General features: G+C 67.8%; 13 protein-coding genes and 1 pseudogene. 7 read left to right on the top strand and 7 right to left on the bottom strand.

What is annotated here, in order from left to right:
- Positions 1 to 63 precede the first annotated feature (63 nt).
- Positions 64 to 1,431, bottom strand: a complete 1,368-nt coding sequence (locus A5781_RS08145; RefSeq protein WP_067203650.1) for an FAD-binding oxidoreductase — start codon at positions 1,429 to 1,431, stop codon at positions 64 to 66.
- Between the two features lie 66 nt (positions 1,432 to 1,497).
- On the opposite strand from A5781_RS08145, the gene A5781_RS25825 reads away from it, so the two are divergent.
- Entirely contained in the window at positions 1,498 to 2,094 is a 597-nt protein-coding gene (locus tag A5781_RS25825) for an SHOCT domain-containing protein (protein WP_067203647.1), read from the top strand.
- A gap of 4 nt (positions 2,095 to 2,098) precedes the next feature.
- On the opposite strand, the gene A5781_RS08135 is transcribed toward A5781_RS25825, so the two are convergent.
- On the bottom strand, positions 2,099 to 3,352 hold the full coding sequence (locus A5781_RS08135; protein WP_067203645.1) for an MFS transporter: 1,254 nt from the start codon (positions 3,350 to 3,352) through the stop codon (positions 2,099 to 2,101).
- Between the two features lie 84 nt (positions 3,353 to 3,436).
- On the opposite strand from A5781_RS08135, the gene A5781_RS08130 reads away from it, so the two are divergent.
- From A5781_RS08130 to A5781_RS08120, 3 genes are read left to right on the top strand one after another with little or no spacing between them, the layout of a single operon-like run.
- Complete coding sequence (locus A5781_RS08130) at positions 3,437 to 4,264, top strand: uracil-DNA glycosylase (protein ID WP_067203643.1); 828 nt, start codon at positions 3,437 to 3,439, stop codon at positions 4,262 to 4,264.
- A complete protein-coding gene (locus A5781_RS08125; protein WP_067203640.1) occupies positions 4,261 to 5,397 on the top strand; it encodes an FAD-binding protein in 1,137 nt (378 codons plus the stop codon). Before A5781_RS08130 ends, A5781_RS08125 begins: the two co-directional genes overlap by 4 nt.
- A 41-nt stretch (positions 5,398 to 5,438) precedes the next feature.
- Positions 5,439 to 6,470 (top strand): LLM class flavin-dependent oxidoreductase, encoded by a 1,032-nt coding sequence (locus A5781_RS08120; protein ID WP_067203638.1) that lies wholly within the window; start codon positions 5,439 to 5,441, stop codon positions 6,468 to 6,470.
- A gap of 4 nt (positions 6,471 to 6,474) precedes the next feature.
- Here the strand turns inward: A5781_RS08120 and A5781_RS08115 are convergent, their stop codons facing one another.
- The 3 genes from A5781_RS08115 to A5781_RS08105 all read right to left on the bottom strand — a co-directional run bounded on the left by A5781_RS08115 (position 6,475) and on the right by A5781_RS08105 (position 11,357).
- Entirely contained in the window at positions 6,475 to 10,380 is a 3,906-nt protein-coding gene (locus A5781_RS08115) for a bifunctional diguanylate cyclase/phosphodiesterase (protein ID WP_082939262.1), read from the bottom strand.
- 91 nt (positions 10,381 to 10,471) lie between these two features.
- Positions 10,472 to 10,918: a nitroreductase family deazaflavin-dependent oxidoreductase gene (locus tag A5781_RS08110; protein WP_067203635.1), complete on the bottom strand. Its 447-nt coding sequence runs from the start codon at positions 10,916 to 10,918 to the stop codon at positions 10,472 to 10,474.
- Positions 10,919 to 10,928: 10 nt separating this feature from the next.
- Positions 10,929 to 11,357: an HIT family protein gene (locus A5781_RS08105; RefSeq protein ID WP_067203633.1), complete on the bottom strand. Its 429-nt coding sequence runs from the start codon at positions 11,355 to 11,357 to the stop codon at positions 10,929 to 10,931.
- Positions 11,358 to 11,404: 47 nt separating this feature from the next.
- On the opposite strand from A5781_RS08105, the gene A5781_RS08100 reads away from it, so the two are divergent.
- A complete protein-coding gene (locus tag A5781_RS08100; protein WP_082939261.1) occupies positions 11,405 to 12,796 on the top strand; it encodes an amidase in 1,392 nt (463 codons plus the stop codon).
- A 122-nt stretch (positions 12,797 to 12,918) separates the two neighbouring features.
- On the opposite strand, the gene A5781_RS08095 is transcribed toward A5781_RS08100, so the two are convergent.
- The gene (locus tag A5781_RS08095) at positions 12,919 to 13,455 is read right to left on the bottom strand and encodes a DNA-deoxyinosine glycosylase (RefSeq protein ID WP_067203629.1); all 537 of its coding nucleotides are present in this window, start codon (positions 13,453 to 13,455) and stop codon (positions 12,919 to 12,921) included.
- Between the two features lie 11 nt (positions 13,456 to 13,466).
- Between A5781_RS08095 and A5781_RS08090 the strand changes: the two genes are divergently transcribed.
- Together A5781_RS08090 and A5781_RS08085 are read left to right on the top strand one after the other, a co-directional pair.
- Positions 13,467 to 14,612: an adenylate/guanylate cyclase domain-containing protein gene (locus A5781_RS08090; RefSeq protein ID WP_067203627.1), complete on the top strand. Its 1,146-nt coding sequence runs from the start codon at positions 13,467 to 13,469 to the stop codon at positions 14,610 to 14,612.
- 282 nt (positions 14,613 to 14,894) lie between these two features.
- On the top strand, positions 14,895 to 15,476 hold the full coding sequence (locus A5781_RS08085; protein WP_067203624.1) for a hypothetical protein: 582 nt from the start codon (positions 14,895 to 14,897) through the stop codon (positions 15,474 to 15,476).
- Between the two features lie 36 nt (positions 15,477 to 15,512).
- Here A5781_RS08085 and A5781_RS25820 read toward each other — a convergent pair.
- Positions 15,513 to 16,208: pseudogene (locus A5781_RS25820) on the bottom strand (hypothetical protein); the annotation flags it as partial.

Here is a 16,208-nt window from a genome sequence, read left to right as displayed (position 1 = left end):
GAGTGCCCGGCCAGCAGGGCAGTCGACATCGACCGCCCGGCCCGCCGGGCGATGAGTAGAGAACTAGATCCCCGCGCCCGGGTTGAGGATGCCCCGCGGGTCCAGGGCCTGCTTGATCCGCCGATTGAGGTCCATCACCTCGGGCCCGAGATAGCCGGCCAGCCACGGCCGCTTCAACCGGCCGACGCCGTGCTCGCCGGTGATCGTCCCGCCGAGCCCGACGGCCAGATCCATGATCTCGCCGAAGGCGAGATGGGCCCGCTCGGTCATCGCAGCGTCCGCGGGGTCGTACACGATCAACGGGTGGGTGTTGCCGTCACCGGCGTGGGCGATCACTGAGATGGTGAGGTCACGCTCGGTGGCGATGCGCGCGATGCCGGTGACCAGTCTGCCCAGCGCCGGGAGCGGGACCCCGACATCCTCGAGCAGTAGCGATCCCTTCGCCTCCACCGCGGGGATGCAGAACCGGCGGGCGGCCACGAACGCTTCGCCCTCGTCGGGGTCGTCGGTCGAAAACACCTCCGTCGCACCGTGTTCGGCGAACACCGCGGCCATGATCTGGGCGTCTTCGCTGCCGGCCCCGCCGCGTTCGTCGGACCCGGCCACCAGCATCGCGGCAGCCCCCCGGTCCAGGTCCATGCGCAAGGTGTCCTCCACGGCGTTGATGGCCACCGAATCCATGAACTCCAGCATCGACGGGCGCAACCGCGCGGTGACCCCGAGCACCGCATCGACCGCCGCCTCGACCGTGGCGAAGCCGGCCACCACGATGCTGGACGCGTTCTGCTTGGGCACCAGGCGCAGCGTTACCTCGGTGACGACGCCCAGGGTGCCTTCGCTGCCGACGAAAAGCTTCGTCAGCGACAGCCCCGCGACGTCCTTGAGCCGCGGGCCGCCGAGCCGGACCGCCGTGCCGTCGGCCAGCACCACCTGCATCCCCAGCACATAGTCGGTGGTGACGCCGTACTTGACGCAACACAAGCCGCCGGCGTTGGTGGCGATGTTGCCGCCGATGCTGCAGATCTCGAACGACGACGGATCGGGGGGATACCACAGGCCGTGCTCGGCGGCGGCCTTCTTGACCTCGGCGTTGAACAAACCCGGCTGGCACACCGCGGTGCGGGTGACCGGGTCGACGGTGATGTCGCGCATCTTCTCCGTCGACAGGACGATCCCGTTGTCCAGCGCCGTCGCCCCACCGGACAGGCCGCTGCCGGCGCCCCGGGTCACCACCGGGACCGCGTGAGCACATGCCCAGCGCAACACGGTTTGCACGTCCTCGGTGCACCGCGGCCGGACCACGGCCAACGGTTTGCCGGCCGACGGGTCGAAGGCGCGGTCCTGGCGGTAGCCCTCGGTCACGGTCGGGTCGGTGACGACCATGCCGTCGGGCAGGCCGGCGATGAGCTCGGCCAGGACATCAGCGGTCACGGACCGATCCTACGGGCCCATCGGCGGCTGTACAGTTGAGCGATTCTCCGAAAGGTCGGGTCAGAGATGTTCGGACGGCGAGATCTCAGCAAAGTCGGCATCCGTGCGTTTGCGGAGGTTCTCTCCGTCGAGCAGTCGGCGATTGCCGTCACGATCGGCAACCCGAACCTGGTTGGCAACACCGAAGTTCGTTGGAAGCTGCTGTTGCGGGTCACGCCGGACGCCGAACCGCCGTTCGAGGCCAGCCTCACCGCGCTGCTACCTCAGCTGAGCCCACCGCGTCCGGGCATGAGACTGCCGGTGCTCTACGACCCGAAGGACCACAGCCGCGTCCAAATGGACCGCCAGCCGGCCGCCACGGCCGACGTGGCAATCGACGCCGTGACCTCGGGCCGTCCCGACCTGGCGGGCGCTCAGGTCATGGGTATGCCGATGGCCGATGTCATCCGCCAAGCCATTGCCGATCCGACCGCATTCCGGGAGGAGATGATGCGGCGCGGAGCCGAGATGCAGCAGCAGGCGTTCGGCGCCATGGAGGCGGCGCAGACCCAACAGGGTGCAGTCCCGATCGAGCGGCTCGAGAGGCTGGCCGCGCTGAAAGACCGGGGGCTGCTTACCGATGAGGAATTCGAGCAGCAAAAGCGCAAGATCCTCGGCGACTGACGGATCACGGCGGCGACTGCCGACTCGCCTCCAACTCCGGCGCGCGGTCCAACTCCCGCAGCGACGGCAGCCGTATGGCCAACAACCCGATCAGCAGAATCGGCACCGCCAGCGCCAGGAAGGTGGCGTTCAACCCGGCGGCGTCGGCGAGCGGACCGGCCACCAGCAGGCCCAACGGCCCGGCGGCGTAGGTCAGCCCCGCCATCACCCCGACCACCCTGCCGCGCAGATGATGTGGCGCCCGGGTCTGCATGACGTAGTTGTAGATGGGCTGGATCGGCCCGTAGACCAGGCCGGTCACCGCGCAGAGCACCAAGATCACCGGCAGCGGTGGCAGGAACGCGATGCCCACCGTCGCCGCGCCGAAGGTCAGGGTCGCCGTCAGCACGGCCGTACGCCGCCGGGTGTATTTCGAGAGCGCCGCATAACCCAGCGCGCCCGCCACCCCGCCGACCGCGAGCGCCATCAGCGCCCAACCCAACTGGGCGGGCTGGTGCTGGTCGGCGAAATACTTTGGGAACAAAACACTTTCCATCGGCAGGTACAACGCGGTGACGGCCAGGTCGATCAGGCCGAGCGTCCGGAGCACCCGCAGACTCCAGACGAACCGCAGGCCTTCGACGATGCCGGAGACCAACCCGTCGGGGCGGGTCGCGTGGTGGGGCTTGCCGGTGCCCTCGAGCCGTAGCGCACCAATCGCCAACAGCGACAAGCCGAAACAACCCGCCGTGACCCACATGGTGTTGACGCCGCCGACCGTGGCGATCATCAAGCCGCCGATGCCGGGGCCCACCATGAAACCGAGGTTGAGGATCGCCTCGTAGAGGCTGTTGGTGCGGTCCAGCGACCAGCCCGCGCGGGCGGCGGCCTCGGGCAGCATCGACTGGCGCGCCGTTGCCCCGGCCGGGTCGAAGGCGGCCGCGCAGAAGGCCAACCCGGCCAGCTCGGCGACGTTCATCGCGCCCGCGCCGAACAGCCAGGCGGTCAGCGGGACGGCGCTCACCGCCGCGCCGGAGAGTGAGTCGGAAACGAGCGAAATCCGGCGGCGGCCGAAAAAGTCGACCGCGGTGCCGGCGACCAGGGTGGACAGCACCAGTGGCAGCGTCATGGCCGCGGCCACGATCGACGCGTCGCGCGCGCGGTCGTGATGCTGCAACGCCAGCCACGGAAACGCGATCACCGAGATGCCGGTACCGGCCGTCGCCATCAGCGTGGCGGACAGGATCAGAAACGCCGGGCCGCGGCTCGTATGGCTCATGAAATATCCCGGGGAGAATTTAGCCGTTGATGTGCGGCGGGACCACTGAATATTCAGGGCGTTCGGCCGGCGCCTACCGGCTGACTGCAGGATGTTCATGTGCTCGCTCACCCTCGTACCGGCCAGGCGTTCGATTCTCCAGTGGTTCCCGGCACCGGATGGCCGGGTGATCCGGCGACCCCGCAGACCACGGTGGCCGCCGACGCCGCACAGGTTGCCGCGCTCGCCCCGCACGCCGCGTCGATCCCCGAGCTCGACGCCCTGATCAGCGTCTGCCGGGCCTGCCCGCGGTTGGTCGAATGGCGCGAAGACGTGGCCGTCCTCAAGCGCCGCGCGTTCGCCGACCAGCCGTATTGGGGCCGGCCCGTTCCGGGCTGGGGGTCGGAGCGACCGCGGCTGTTGATCGTCGGGCTGGCGCCCGCCGCGCACGGGGCCAACCGGACCGGACGCATGTTCACCGGTGACCGGTCCGGCGATCAGCTTTACGCGGCGCTGCACCGAGCCGGGCTGGTGAACCAACCCACCAGCGTTGACGCCGCGGATGGGTTGCAGGCCAATGGGATTCGCATCGTGGCACCGGTGCGGTGCGCGCCCCCGGCCAACGCCCCGACGCCGGCGGAGCGCGACACCTGCTGGCCGTGGCTGGAGGCCGAATGGCGGCTGGTGTCCGATCATGTGCGCACGATCGTGGCGTTGGGCGGGTTCGCCTGGCAGATCGCGCTGCGCCTGCCGGGCGCATCCGCCATGCGCAAACCGCGGTTCGGCCACGGGGTGGTGGCGCAATTCGCCCCTGGTGTGCGGTTACTCGGCTGCTACCACCCGAGCCAGCAAAACATGTTTACCGGTAGGTTGACACCAGCAATGCTCGACGACGTTTTCCGAGACGCGAAAAGGCTGGCAGGGATTAAGTGACTGACGTTCTGATTTCCGGCGCCAGCGTGGCCGGTGCAACGGCGGCTTATTGGCTTGGACGGCACGGTTATTCGGTCACCGTGGTGGAGCGCCACCCCGGGCCGCGGCCAGGCGGTCAGGCGATCGACGTGCGCGGGCCGGCGCTGGGAGTGCTGGAACGCATGGGGCTGCTGGCCGCCGCCCAAAAACGGAAGACACAGATTCGCGGTGCTTCCGTCGTCGACCGCGACGGCAACGAGCTCTCCCGCGACACGGAGTCGACGCCCACCGGCGGGCCCATCGACAGCCTCGATATCGAGCTCTTGCGTGACGACCTCGTCGAATTGCTGTACGGCGCAAGCCAATGGACGGCCGAATACATCTTCGATGACACCATCACCGGCTTGGACGACGACGGCGCAGCCGTCAACGTGACCTTCGAACGTGCCCCTGCGCGCAGCTTCGACCTGGTCGTCGGGGCAGATGGGCTGCACTCGAACGTGCGCCGATTGGTGTTCGGCCCCGAGGACCAATTCATCGAGCGGTTAGACACTTACGCGGCGATCTTCACCGTGCCCAATTTCCTCGACCTGGACTATTGGCAGACCTGGCATTACGGGGACTCCACGATGGCCGGGGTGTACAGCGCCCGCAACAACAGTGAGGCCCGGGCCATGCTGGGTTTCATGGACACCGACCTGCGCATCGACTACCGCGATACCGAGGCGCAGTTCGCCGAGCTGGAGCGGCGGATGGCCGACGACGGGTGGGTGCGTCCCCAACTGCTGGAATACATGCGCGGCGCACCGGATTTCTACTTCGACGAGATGTCTCAGATCAAGATGGATCGCTGGTCGAAGGGCCGGGTGGCGCTGGTCGGTGATGCCGGATATTGCTGTTCGCCGTTGTCGGGCCAGGGAACCAGCGTCGCCCTCCTGGGCGCCTACATCCTGGCCGGCGAGCTCGCCACGGCGGGTGATGACTACGAACTCGGCTTCGCCAACTACCACAAAGAGTTCAACGATTACGTCAAGCGCAACCAATGGCTGGTCGTCGACAACATTCCGGGCGGGGCTCCGATCCCGCAGGAGGTCTTCGACCGCATCGTCAGTTCGATCACGCTGAAGGATTACTCGATTACGAAGGACCACTGACGCCCGGGAACGTTCGCACGCCATCAGGCGTTGACGCGAACGTGCGTCTTTCCGTCCTTGATCTCGTCCCGGTGCGCACTGACCAGACGACCAGCGATGCGCTCGCCGCGACCGTGCAGCTGGCACAGGCCGCGGATCGCCTGGGTTTCACGCGCTACTGGGTCGCCGAGCACCACAACATGCCGTCCGTCGGCGCCACCAGCCCGCCGGTCCTGATCGCCTATCTGGCCGCGCAGACCACGCAGGTGCGGCTGGGATCCGGGGGTGTGATGCTGCCGAATCACGCGCCGCTGGCGGTGGCCGAGCAGTTCGCGCTGCTGGAGGCCGCCGCCCCGGGCCGCATCGACCTGGGCATCGGCCGGGCGCCCGGGTCCGACCCGGTGACCTCCTACGCGCTGCGTAGCGGCCGGGACGACCGAGACATCGAAAACTTTCCGGAGTATCTCGACGACGTGGCGGCGCTGATGAGCGCGCGCGGCGTGGTGGTGCCGCTGCGCTCGGGGGACTATCGCCTCAAGGCGACCCCGGCGGCGGCCAGTGAGCCGCGCCTGTGGCTGTTGGGCTCGTCGATGTATTCGGCACACCTGGCCGCCGCCAAGGGGCTGCCGTACGTCTTCGCGCATCACTTCTCGGGCACCGGAACCGAAGAGGCGCTCGAGCTCTATCGCTCCCGATTCAGGCCCAGCGCCCTAACTCCCGAACCGGTGACGTTCCTGACGGTGAACGCCGCGGTGGCCGAAACACGCGACGAGGCAACGGCATTGATGCTGCCCAACCTGCAGATCATGGCGAAGCTGCGCACCGGACAGCCCCTCGGCCCGGTGCCCCTGGTCGAGGAAGCGCAAGGCGCCGAGCTGACGCCACAGCAGGAGCACATCGTGGAGAGCGGGCTGCAACGAGCGGTCCTGGGTACACCGGCCGAGGCCGCCGACCAGTTGCGGGCGCTCGCGCAGCGGTTCGACGTCGACGAGGTGATGGTGCACCCGGTCGCCTCGGCCCGCCGCGGCACCGATCCGGTCACCGCGCCGGCACGGGTGCTGACCCTGGAGTTGCTGGCCAAGGAGTTGTTCTAACCGGTCAATCCGTCACAGCCGATCGCTCGGATCCGACGCCCGCGATCGCGCTCCTGGTCGTGATCCAGCGTTGCAGTTCGTCCGGCGGCAACGGCGCGCTGTGCACGAACCCCTGGGTGATGGTGCAGCCGTAGCCGCGCAGCGCGCTCAGGGTTGCCTCGTCTTCGACCCCCTCGGCGACGAGGTCGGCGCCCAGGTTGTGCGCCAAGTCCACGGTGGACTGCACGATGGCAACCGATCGCGGGTCCTGGGCCAGCCGCGCCACGAATCGCCTGTCGAGTTTGAGCTCGTCGACCGAGACGTCCTGCAGGCGCGCCAGCGACGACCATCCGGTGCCGTAGTCGTCCAGCGAGATGCGAACGCCGAGAAGCTGCAGGGCGGCGACGGTGTTGCGGGAGCGGTCCGAGTCGACGAGGGCGCTCTCGGTGATCTCGACGATCAGCGCCTCGGGCGGTAAGCCGTGGACCCGCAGCAGTCGCTCGATGGTGACCGCGAGGTCGAGGTCGAGCAAATTCGTCGTCGACAGGTTCACCGCGACGGTCAGCGGAATGCCGTGGTCGCGCCAGGACCGAATCTGCTCGAGCGTGGCGTTGATGGTGCGATGGGCGACCGTGCGCATCAGACCGGCCCGCTCGGCGGCCGGAAGGAATTCCTCCGGCAGCAGCAACCCGCGGGTGGGATGCTGCCAGCGCAGCAGCGCCTCGACGCTGTGGACGGCTCCGTCGCTCGCATTCACCTTGGGCTGGTAGTGCACCGTCAATTGATCGCCATCGATCAGCGCGGCCCGCAGCTCCCCGACGAGGTTGGGGTCGTGGTCACGGTCAATCTCGAAGGCGGACTCGTACACCGCGATCCTGCTGAGGGCGGACTTGGCGTGCGGGATCGCCGCCTCGGCGCGATTCAACAGCTCTTGCGGATGGTCGCAATGATCCGGGTAGAGCGCGATGGCGATGGACGCATCGATCTGCACGCTGATGGCGTCGAGTTCGAATGGGATGCTGACACCTTCGAGCAACCGACCCGCCTGGGCGCGTGCGGCGACGAGATCCGATCCCTCACCGAGCAGGATGGCGAATTCCTCGTCGCTCACGCGCGCAAGCAGATCATCGCGACGAACGCTGTGCGCCAGTCGGTTTGCGATGTGCCACACCAGCTCATCGCCGAAGTGGCGACCGACGGACTCGTTGATCTCCCGCAGCTTATGAAGATTCAGCAACAGCAGCGCACGATTCGACGACGTCCTGACGGGTGACGCGGAAGCCGACAGCTCGGTCAGCGCCGTCGCCAGTGATCGCCGATTGGGCAGGGTGGTCAATTCGTCCGTCATAGCCTGCTTGTGGCTTTCGGCCAGCATGCTGATATCCCGGAAGGTCACCGAGAATCGGGCGGCGACCGCAACGAGGCTCAGTGCGGCGAGCGTCGACGCGAGCCGCGAATCGTGCCCCAGGATGGCGACGCCCAGTGCTACGACGGTGCAGGTCACCGGAACCGCGTAGGAGCTGAGTCCACGCCGGGGCGCCGGCGCCGCCGACGACCATCGCGCCCAGCTGGCCATCGCCACCAGCAGCGACGAAGCCGGCCAGAGCGCGTCCAGCGTGGTGCCGACCCGGTATGAGCCCGCAGATGTTTGAAAGAGGTAGGCCGTGTCGGCGACCGCGAAGCCAACCAGCCCGACCACAAGAAACCCCCAGCGAAACTCGCTGCGCCAGCCGAGGATTGGCAGCATGCCGACGGCCAGCGCCAGCAGGACCAGATCGCCCCACGGGTAGACCAGACCCACCAGCACGGTCGCGGGTGTCCGTGCGGCGGCGGCATGCATGGGCCCGGCCCGCAGCGCCGCGGCCAGCGCGGCGACGGCCAACGCGCACACCAGGGAATCGAGTCGGATGGGCATCGGCACCCGCTTCAGACGCGATTGCATCAGCAGCAGAATCCCCGCATAGACGAACGGATAGAACGCCAGGTATTCGGGATCGGCAACCGAGGGCGAGTGGGCGTTCGGGACCCATAAGGCATAGGCGACGTCACCGAGCGCCGACAACGCCATGCCCGCCGCGATCAAAGACCACGCAAGGCGATCGGCCTTGAGGCGGTATGCGCGAACGGCGATCAACCCGGCCGCCAGCAGGTTCAACGCCGAGTACAGGGATTTGGCGAAAAAGACGCTGTGGCTGGCATCCGGGTAGAGGGCGCTGGTCGCGGTGAAGGCGACCACGCCAATCATCAAGAGGGCCAAAGCGATCCGGATCGCAGTCGGGGGCCACCGGATGCCGTCGATACCTTCCTGCGGTTGCACCGTCCCTACGTCAGCGGCCCGCCGGAGCATCGGTGCGGCACTCGGCTCAGCGACCTCCACTGCCGCCGGGGCGGGTCCAGCCAGCTGCGGCGTCGAGAGCGAGAGGGACAGATCCGGCACGAAGCTCCGAATGCATTGTCCGCCTTCACGTTTAGCGGTGTACATGGCCAGGTCGGCATGCCTGAGGAGCTGCTCGACGCTGCAGTCCGACGATGCGGTGGCCACCGTGTAACCGACACTCGGTCGGACCGGTATCGGAACGCCATCGACCAGAATCGGGGCGTTGAACGCCTCGAGAACTCGATTCGCCGCCTCTTGTGATTCCTCGACGGACCCCTCTATGAGCACGGCGAACTCATCACCACCGAGGCGAGCGGTGACGCACTTTTCGTCCAAGGCGGCGGTGAGTCGCCCGGCGACCCGGATCAGCAATTCGTCACCGGCAGGGTGGCCGAGGGCGTCGTTGACCGATTTGAAGTTGTCGAGGTCGAGGCACAACACCGCTATGGGCGAAATTTCGCAGCTTCGCCGGGCGACGGTCTGCTCGAGCCGATCGAGGAAGTAGGCCCGATTGGCCAGCCCCGTCAGGCTGTCACGGAACGCTTCCCGCGCCACCTCGGACAGTAATCTCTGGTTCTCCATCAGCATGACGAACTGCCGGACGAGTACCGCGGCCACCAGGATCCCCAGCGCGATCAGCAGAGGTCCGTGCGCCATCAACCTGACCGCGCGGGTCAGCCCAACTGCGGCGGCCACCAGCAGCGGCAGGTACGGCAGCCACAGCCGGGTGCGCGACCGTATTTCGTCGTCACGCGCCCCCGGCACCGGGACCTCGTAGACGCTCGACAGCGCGGCGAGCGCGATCATGGCGAGCCCGCCCACTCTGCCGAGGTCCACGAGATCGCTGACCTGGTAGCTGCCGATCCCGCTCTTGAACACCATCGCGATGTCGGCAATGCTGATCGTCGTCACGCCCCCGGCCAGCAGGTTGCGGCTCGGCGGGTCGCCGCGACGAACCCGGGACAGCATCAGGATCGCGGTCGTCAGCAGGAGGACGTCGTTGAAGACTTCGGCGACCGTCGTCGCCCGGGAGCCGCTGTCCTCGCGCAGCTGTTTGTCGAGGACGAAGACCCATGACACGACGAACAGCGACGTCGCCACGATGAGGCCGTCTAGCACCAGTCGCCGCGGGCTTTGTCGCGAGAAGCGCGACAACAGCACCAACGATGCATAGGCGCCGAACGGCCATAGCAACAGCACGATCTCCGCGGCGGCGGGATGGGTGGCGTGGGCCAGTTTCGGACGCACGTCGTACACGGCCCAGATGACCTCGCCCGCCGCCCAGCCCAGCTGGGCCGTCACCATTGCCAGCCATCCGGCCCTGTGCCGCCCGGCCGCCGACCGGGCCGCGTAGCCGGCACACCCCGCCCCGAACAGCAGGCAGACAGCCAGGGCGATTTCGTCGACCGGTCGGGTTGCGTAGGCGCCCTCCCAGCCGCCGATCGAGGACGCCACCACGAGCGCGGCCGCCAAACCGTATGCGCCGACGAAGAGCCAACCGAGGCGCGGGGGCAGCCTGAATCGACGCCATGGGTTTCGCGCCCAGGGATTCATACCCGCTCCAGCCGATCCCGCGCCGTTTGGTGAGCCATCGAGGAGTTCACCGCGCGCTAGTGGAGAATAAACCTCCGCGTCAGGTTCAGGGTCAACGTCGCGTGAGTACCACGACGGGAATCGGCCGCGAGGTCTTCTGCTGGTAGGCCGTGTACCGGTCGCCGTTGTTCTTATTGACGATCTGCCAGAGCCGGGAGTAATCGGGGTCGTCCGGCAGCACCGCGCGGGCGGTTACCGCCAAACGCCTTGGCCCGACATTGATTTCCACGTCCGGATGCTTGCGCAGGTTGTGATACCAGCCGGGGGCGCGCGGGTCGCCCCCCTTGGAAGCGACGATCAGGTAGTCGTCGCCGTCCCGGGCATAGGTGAGCGCCGCTGTTCGCGCCTGGCCCGTCTTGGCGCCCACGGTATGGAGTAGCAGGCTGGGTATCAGCAGCATGCGATGACCGATCCAGCCGTTCGTGCTGCGATAGACGGTGTCGTGTACGCGCAGAACCTGAGGCAGCAACCGCTGCTCGACCCAGGACGGAAGTGCCATCCGCCCAGTATTACTGGCTGGCGTCGATGCGGGCCAGGGCCGAGCGCAGGATTTCCGCGGTGGCGTCCCGGTCGGGGTCGCGCCGCAGCAGCATCCCCTTGGCGACCGACAGCTTGTCGCCGTTGCGCCGGGGCAGCACGTGCAGGTGGATGTGGAACACCGTCTGGAAGGCGGCGCTGCCGTCGTTGATCGCGATGTTGGTCGCGTCGGCCAACTCCGTCGCGCGGGCGGCCCGGGCGATCCGTTGGCCGATGGTGACCATCCCCGCCAGCGTCTCTGGTGGCGTGTCGGTGAGATCCACGCTGTGCCCCTTGGGGATCACCAGGGTGTGTCCGCGGGTAAATGGGCGGATGTCGAGGATCGCCAAGTAGTCGTCGTCTTCATAGATCCGGATGGCCGGGGCCTCCCCGGCGACGATCGCACAGAACACGCAGGACATGTCGCCCACGGTACTGGCCGGCCCGGTGCGGGGGATACGCTGCCGCAGTGGACGCTCGCGACGTGGCCTTTGCCGGCGCGGCCGCTCAGGCAGGAATGCTGGCCGACGGCAAACTGACCGCGCCCGAGCTGCTCGAAATCTACCTGGAACGGATCGCGCGGCTGGACAGCCAGCTGCGCTGCTATCGCGTGGTGCTCTCGGACAGCGCGCGCTACGAGGCCGCCGTCGCGCAGGACCGCCTCGACGCCGGCGAGCGGCTCCCGCTGCTCGGGGTGCCGATCGCGATCAAAGACGATGTCGACGTCGCCGGCGAGGTGACGACCTACGGCAGTGGCGGACACCGCACCGCCGCGACCTCCGACGCGGAGGTGGTCCGCCGGCTACGCGCCGCGGGCGCCGTCATCCTCGGCAAAACCAATGTGCCCGAGCTGATGATGTTTCCCTACACCGAATCGCTGACCTTCGGTGCGACCCGCAACCCCTGGAATCCCCGGCGCACTCCGGGCGGCAGCAGTGGCGGTAGCGCCGCCGCGGTGGCCGCCGGACTCGCTCCGCTGGCGCTGGGGTCCGACGGTGGCGGGTCGATTCGCATCCCGGCGATCTGGTGCGGCCTGTTCGGTGTCAAACCACAACGGGATCGGGTGTCGTTGGAGCCGCATGACGATGCGTGGCACGGGCTGAGTGTCAACGGCCCGCTCGCCCGGTCGGTGCTGGACGCGGCTCTTTTCCTCGATGCGACGTCGACCGTGCCGGGGCCCGAGGGGGAGTTCGTGGCCGCGGCGACGCGTCACCCCGGCAAGCTGCGAATTGCCTTGAGCACCAAGTCGCCAACCCCGCTGCCCGTCAGGATCGGCAAGCATGAGCTCACGGCGGTCGAACAGGCCGGCGCGTTGCTGCGCGATCTGGGGCATGACGTGATCACCGCCGACCCCGACTATCCGCCATCGGCCATCATGACCAATTACCTGCCCCGCTACCTGCGCGGTATCAGTGACGACGCCGATTCACTGGCTCACCCTGAACGTCTCGAAGCGCGCACCCGCAACCTGGCGCGCGCCGGTTCGTTCTTCTCGGACCGCCGGATGACCGCCCTTCGCGACGCGGAGCCGGCGGCGGCCGCGCGGATCCAAGCGATCTTCGACGATGTCGATGTCGTCGTCACGCCCGGCAACGCGACGGGCCCATCCCGCATCGGTGCCTACCAGCGCCGCGGCGCGGTATGGACGCTGCTGGCGGTGGCGCAGCGGGTGCCCTACCAGCAGGTCTGGAATCTGACCGGACAGCCTGCGGCGGCCGTGCCGTGGGATTTCGACGGTGACGGCCTGCCGATCGCCGTGCAGCTGGTGGGCCGGCCGTACGACGAAGCGACGCTGTTGTCGCTGGCGGCGCAGATCGAATCCGCCAGGCCGTGGGCACACCGGCAACCGCCGGTGTCATAAGGGCTGCGCCTCATCGATTGCGCCGACCCGCTTCGCCCGGCTTCGCCGCGCTCGCGATCGACGCGGTCATCGATTGCGCCGACCCACTTCACCCGGCTTCGCCGCGCTCGCGATCGACGCGGTCATCGATTGCGCCGACCCGCTTCGCCCGGCTTCGCCGCGCTCGCGATCGACGCGATCTCGCGCCACGCGGCCAGCTTGGCACCCGGCCGGACGGCGTGGGCCGGGCTCGTCGACGGCAGCCGCCGGTACTCGACGCGCTCGTCGACCTCGGCGAGCCTGCGGTACAGCTCCGCGGCCTTGGCGCCGTTGAAGTAGACCCGCGCGATCGTTGGGTACCGCGCGAACAGTCCACCGAAGTCGTTGACCGCCAAGCTTTTCGGCTCGATTGCCGCATCCGCGCTGCCGGCGCGGCGGCATGCGCGCAACACGTCCCAGAGGGCCACGCCCGCCGATTGCAGCGCGGCCAGCCGTGATTCGTACGGCGCCGTCGCGTCGAACCCGAACAGCTCGCCGGTGATCGGCCAGAACGCATTTCGGGGGTTGCCGTAGTACTGACCGACCGCCAGGGATTGTGCGCTCGGAAACGACCCCAGGATCAGGACACTCGCGTGCTCATCGACGATCGGCGGGAATCCCCGCAGCAGTGGTGCGCTCATCGCTCTCCATCATGGCTCGCGATCGACGCCCGTTGTACGTTGGCGAAGTGGACGAGGACCTGCTCGACGGACTCGAGGGCAGCGCACGCGCCGAACGGGCCGAATTAGTGGAGTGGCTGCTCGAGCAGGGCATCACGCCCGACGAGATCAGGACGACCAATCCGCCGCTGTTGCTGGCAACCCGCCACCTCATCGGTGACGACGGCACCTACGTGTCGGCCCGGGAGATCAGCGAGGCCCACGGCATCGACCTCGGGCGGTTGCAACAGATCCAGCGCGCGATCGGTCTGGCCAGAGTCGACGACCCCGATGCGGTCATCCACATGCGCGCCGACGGTGAGGCCGCCGCCGCCGCCGAGCGTTTCGTCGAGCTGGGCCTCGATCCCGAGCAGGTGGTGCTGGTCGTCCGGGTGCTCACCGAAGGCCTGTCACGCGCTGCCGAGGTCATGCGCTATTCGGCGCTGTCGGCGATTATGCGGCCCGGGGCCACCGAACTGGAAATCGCCAAGGCGTCAAAGGCATTAGTCAGCCAGATCGCGCCCGAACTCGGCCCGCTGCTGCAGCACATGATGTTCATGCAGCTGCGCCACATGATGGAGACCGAAGCGGTCAATGCCGCCGAGCGCGCCGCCGGCCAGCCGCTGCCGGGAGCGCGTCAGATCACGGTGGCCTTCGCCGACCTCGTCGGCTTCACCCGGATCGGCGAAGCGGTGTCGGCGGAGGAGCTGGGCCACCTGGCCAACCGGCTGGCGGTCCTGGCCCGTGACATCACCGTCCCGCCCGTGCGATTCATCAAGACGATCGGCGACGCGGTCATGTTCGTCTGCCCCGACCCGCTGCCGATGCTCGACGTCGTGGTGAAGCTCGTGGACACCATCGACACCGACGCCGACTTTCCTCGGCTGCGAGCGGGGGTGGCCTCCGGCATGGCGGTGAGCCGGGCCGGTGACTGGTTCGGCAGCCCGGTCAACGTCGCGAGCCGGGTCACGAGTGTGGCGCGCCCCGGCACAGTGCTGGCGGCGGACTCGGTCTGGGAGGCGATCGGCGACGCCGGCACATTCGATGGGTCGTTCGCCGGTGCCCGCCGCCTCAAGGGCATCAAGAACGAGGTCAAGCTCTTCCGGATCCGCCGCGGGGACGGTTCTGGCGGTGACTGACCGGGAAATCCTGCGGACATGGGCAGGCCCGGACGACGCTAGGGGGCGTTGGGCTCCGTCATGCGCGGGTCCTACGCGGCCGGTTTTCTACCCTGACATCCGGCGCTTGAGAATTGGTCGTTTCCGGGCCTGCTTCGCTACCAAAAATACAACTTTGAACTGCCCATATCAACGGGTTGGCCGCACTTGAACGCACCTTTCGCGCGCGGCCCGGCGCTGGGGTTGCGTTCGCCGGCGGTGAACGCCATTCCATTACCGGTGCAACGATGTAATCATGTAATTATGAAATCTCACCACGCCCACGGCCGGCGCTACGGCCGCCCCGGCGGCTGGCAGCAGGCACAGCAACCCGACGCGAGCGACGCCGCCGAATGGTTCGCCGGGCGCCTGCCCGAAAGCTGGTTCGACGGCGACCCGACGGTCATCGTCGACCGCGAAGAAATCACTGTCATCGGAAGACTGCCCGAACCGCAGGGCTCGGAGAAAGAGACCGAGGCACGCGCGGAAGGACGCGCATCGCGGTTCCGCGAGGAAACCCGTTCGGAGCGAATGCGGATCGCCGACGAGGCGCAGGATCGCTACGGCCGCAAGGTCTCCTGGGGGGTCGAGGTCGGCTCCAGCACCATCGCGGAGCGAATCCTCTTCACTCACATCGCAGTACCGGTGATGACGCGCCTGAAGCAACCGGAACGGCAGGTGCTCGACACATTGGTCGACGCCGGCGTCGCCCGGTCCCGCGCGGACGCGCTCGCGTGGTCGGTCAAGCTCGTCGGCGAACATGCCGAGGAATGGTTGGCCAAGTTGCGTAGCGCCATGTCGGCGGTCGACGATCTGCGCGCCGAGGGCCCCGACCTTCAGTCGTAATTCAAAGGCGCAGCGCGGCTACGGATTTGGATCCGCTCAGCCACCGTAATTGGTCCACCAGGTATGCAGGTCCTCGATGGCCGGGGGGTCCCCGTAGACGTCACAGAGCATGAGTTTCGCCTCGTTGGTCCATATCACGTTGGGGTGGTCCTTATAGGTGCCGCACGCGATCATGCCCGCGGTCACCGACGGCGTGCTGTCGTGGTGCCAGCCATCCGGTGACGCTCCGGCTCCGGGACAATTCATCAGCTGCACCGCGGCGACGTCGTCGTCGAACGCCTTCTTGAGCACGTTCGCATCGGCGAACAGGCCGTAGACCGCGCGGGATGGGCCGCCCTGATTGGTGTTCTGGTCGCAGTCGACCATGGCCAGCGCATTCACCCAAATGCTGTTGGACTTAGGGGTCGCGGGCGTGCAAGCGCCACTGGGATACCCGGCGGGCAGCATGCCCAGCAACTTGCTCTGCGGGTTGGCGGGCCGGGTGGTTGTCGTGGTGGGGACGGTCCTGGTGGTGGTGGTCGTCGTCGACGTGCGGTTCGCCTGCGGACTGTTGTCGTCGCCTCCCATGAATATCGCGATGCCCACGGCGGCCAGCACGACGACGATCACCAGCGCGGCGACCGCGGCGACGATGGGCCAGGGGTTGCGTCGCCTCGGTGGGGGTTGATTCCAGGCGGGTGGGCCGCTGAATTGTTGTGGTGCACTGCCCCAATTCTGTCTCTTATACACATC

Origin of the sequence: Mycobacterium sp. 852002-30065_SCH5024008 (assembly GCF_001665645.1) — a bacterium.
Taxonomy (GTDB): Bacteria; Actinomycetota; Actinomycetes; order Mycobacteriales; family Mycobacteriaceae; genus Mycobacterium; species Mycobacterium paraffinicum.
This window is presented reverse-complemented; position numbering and strand designations above follow the sequence as displayed.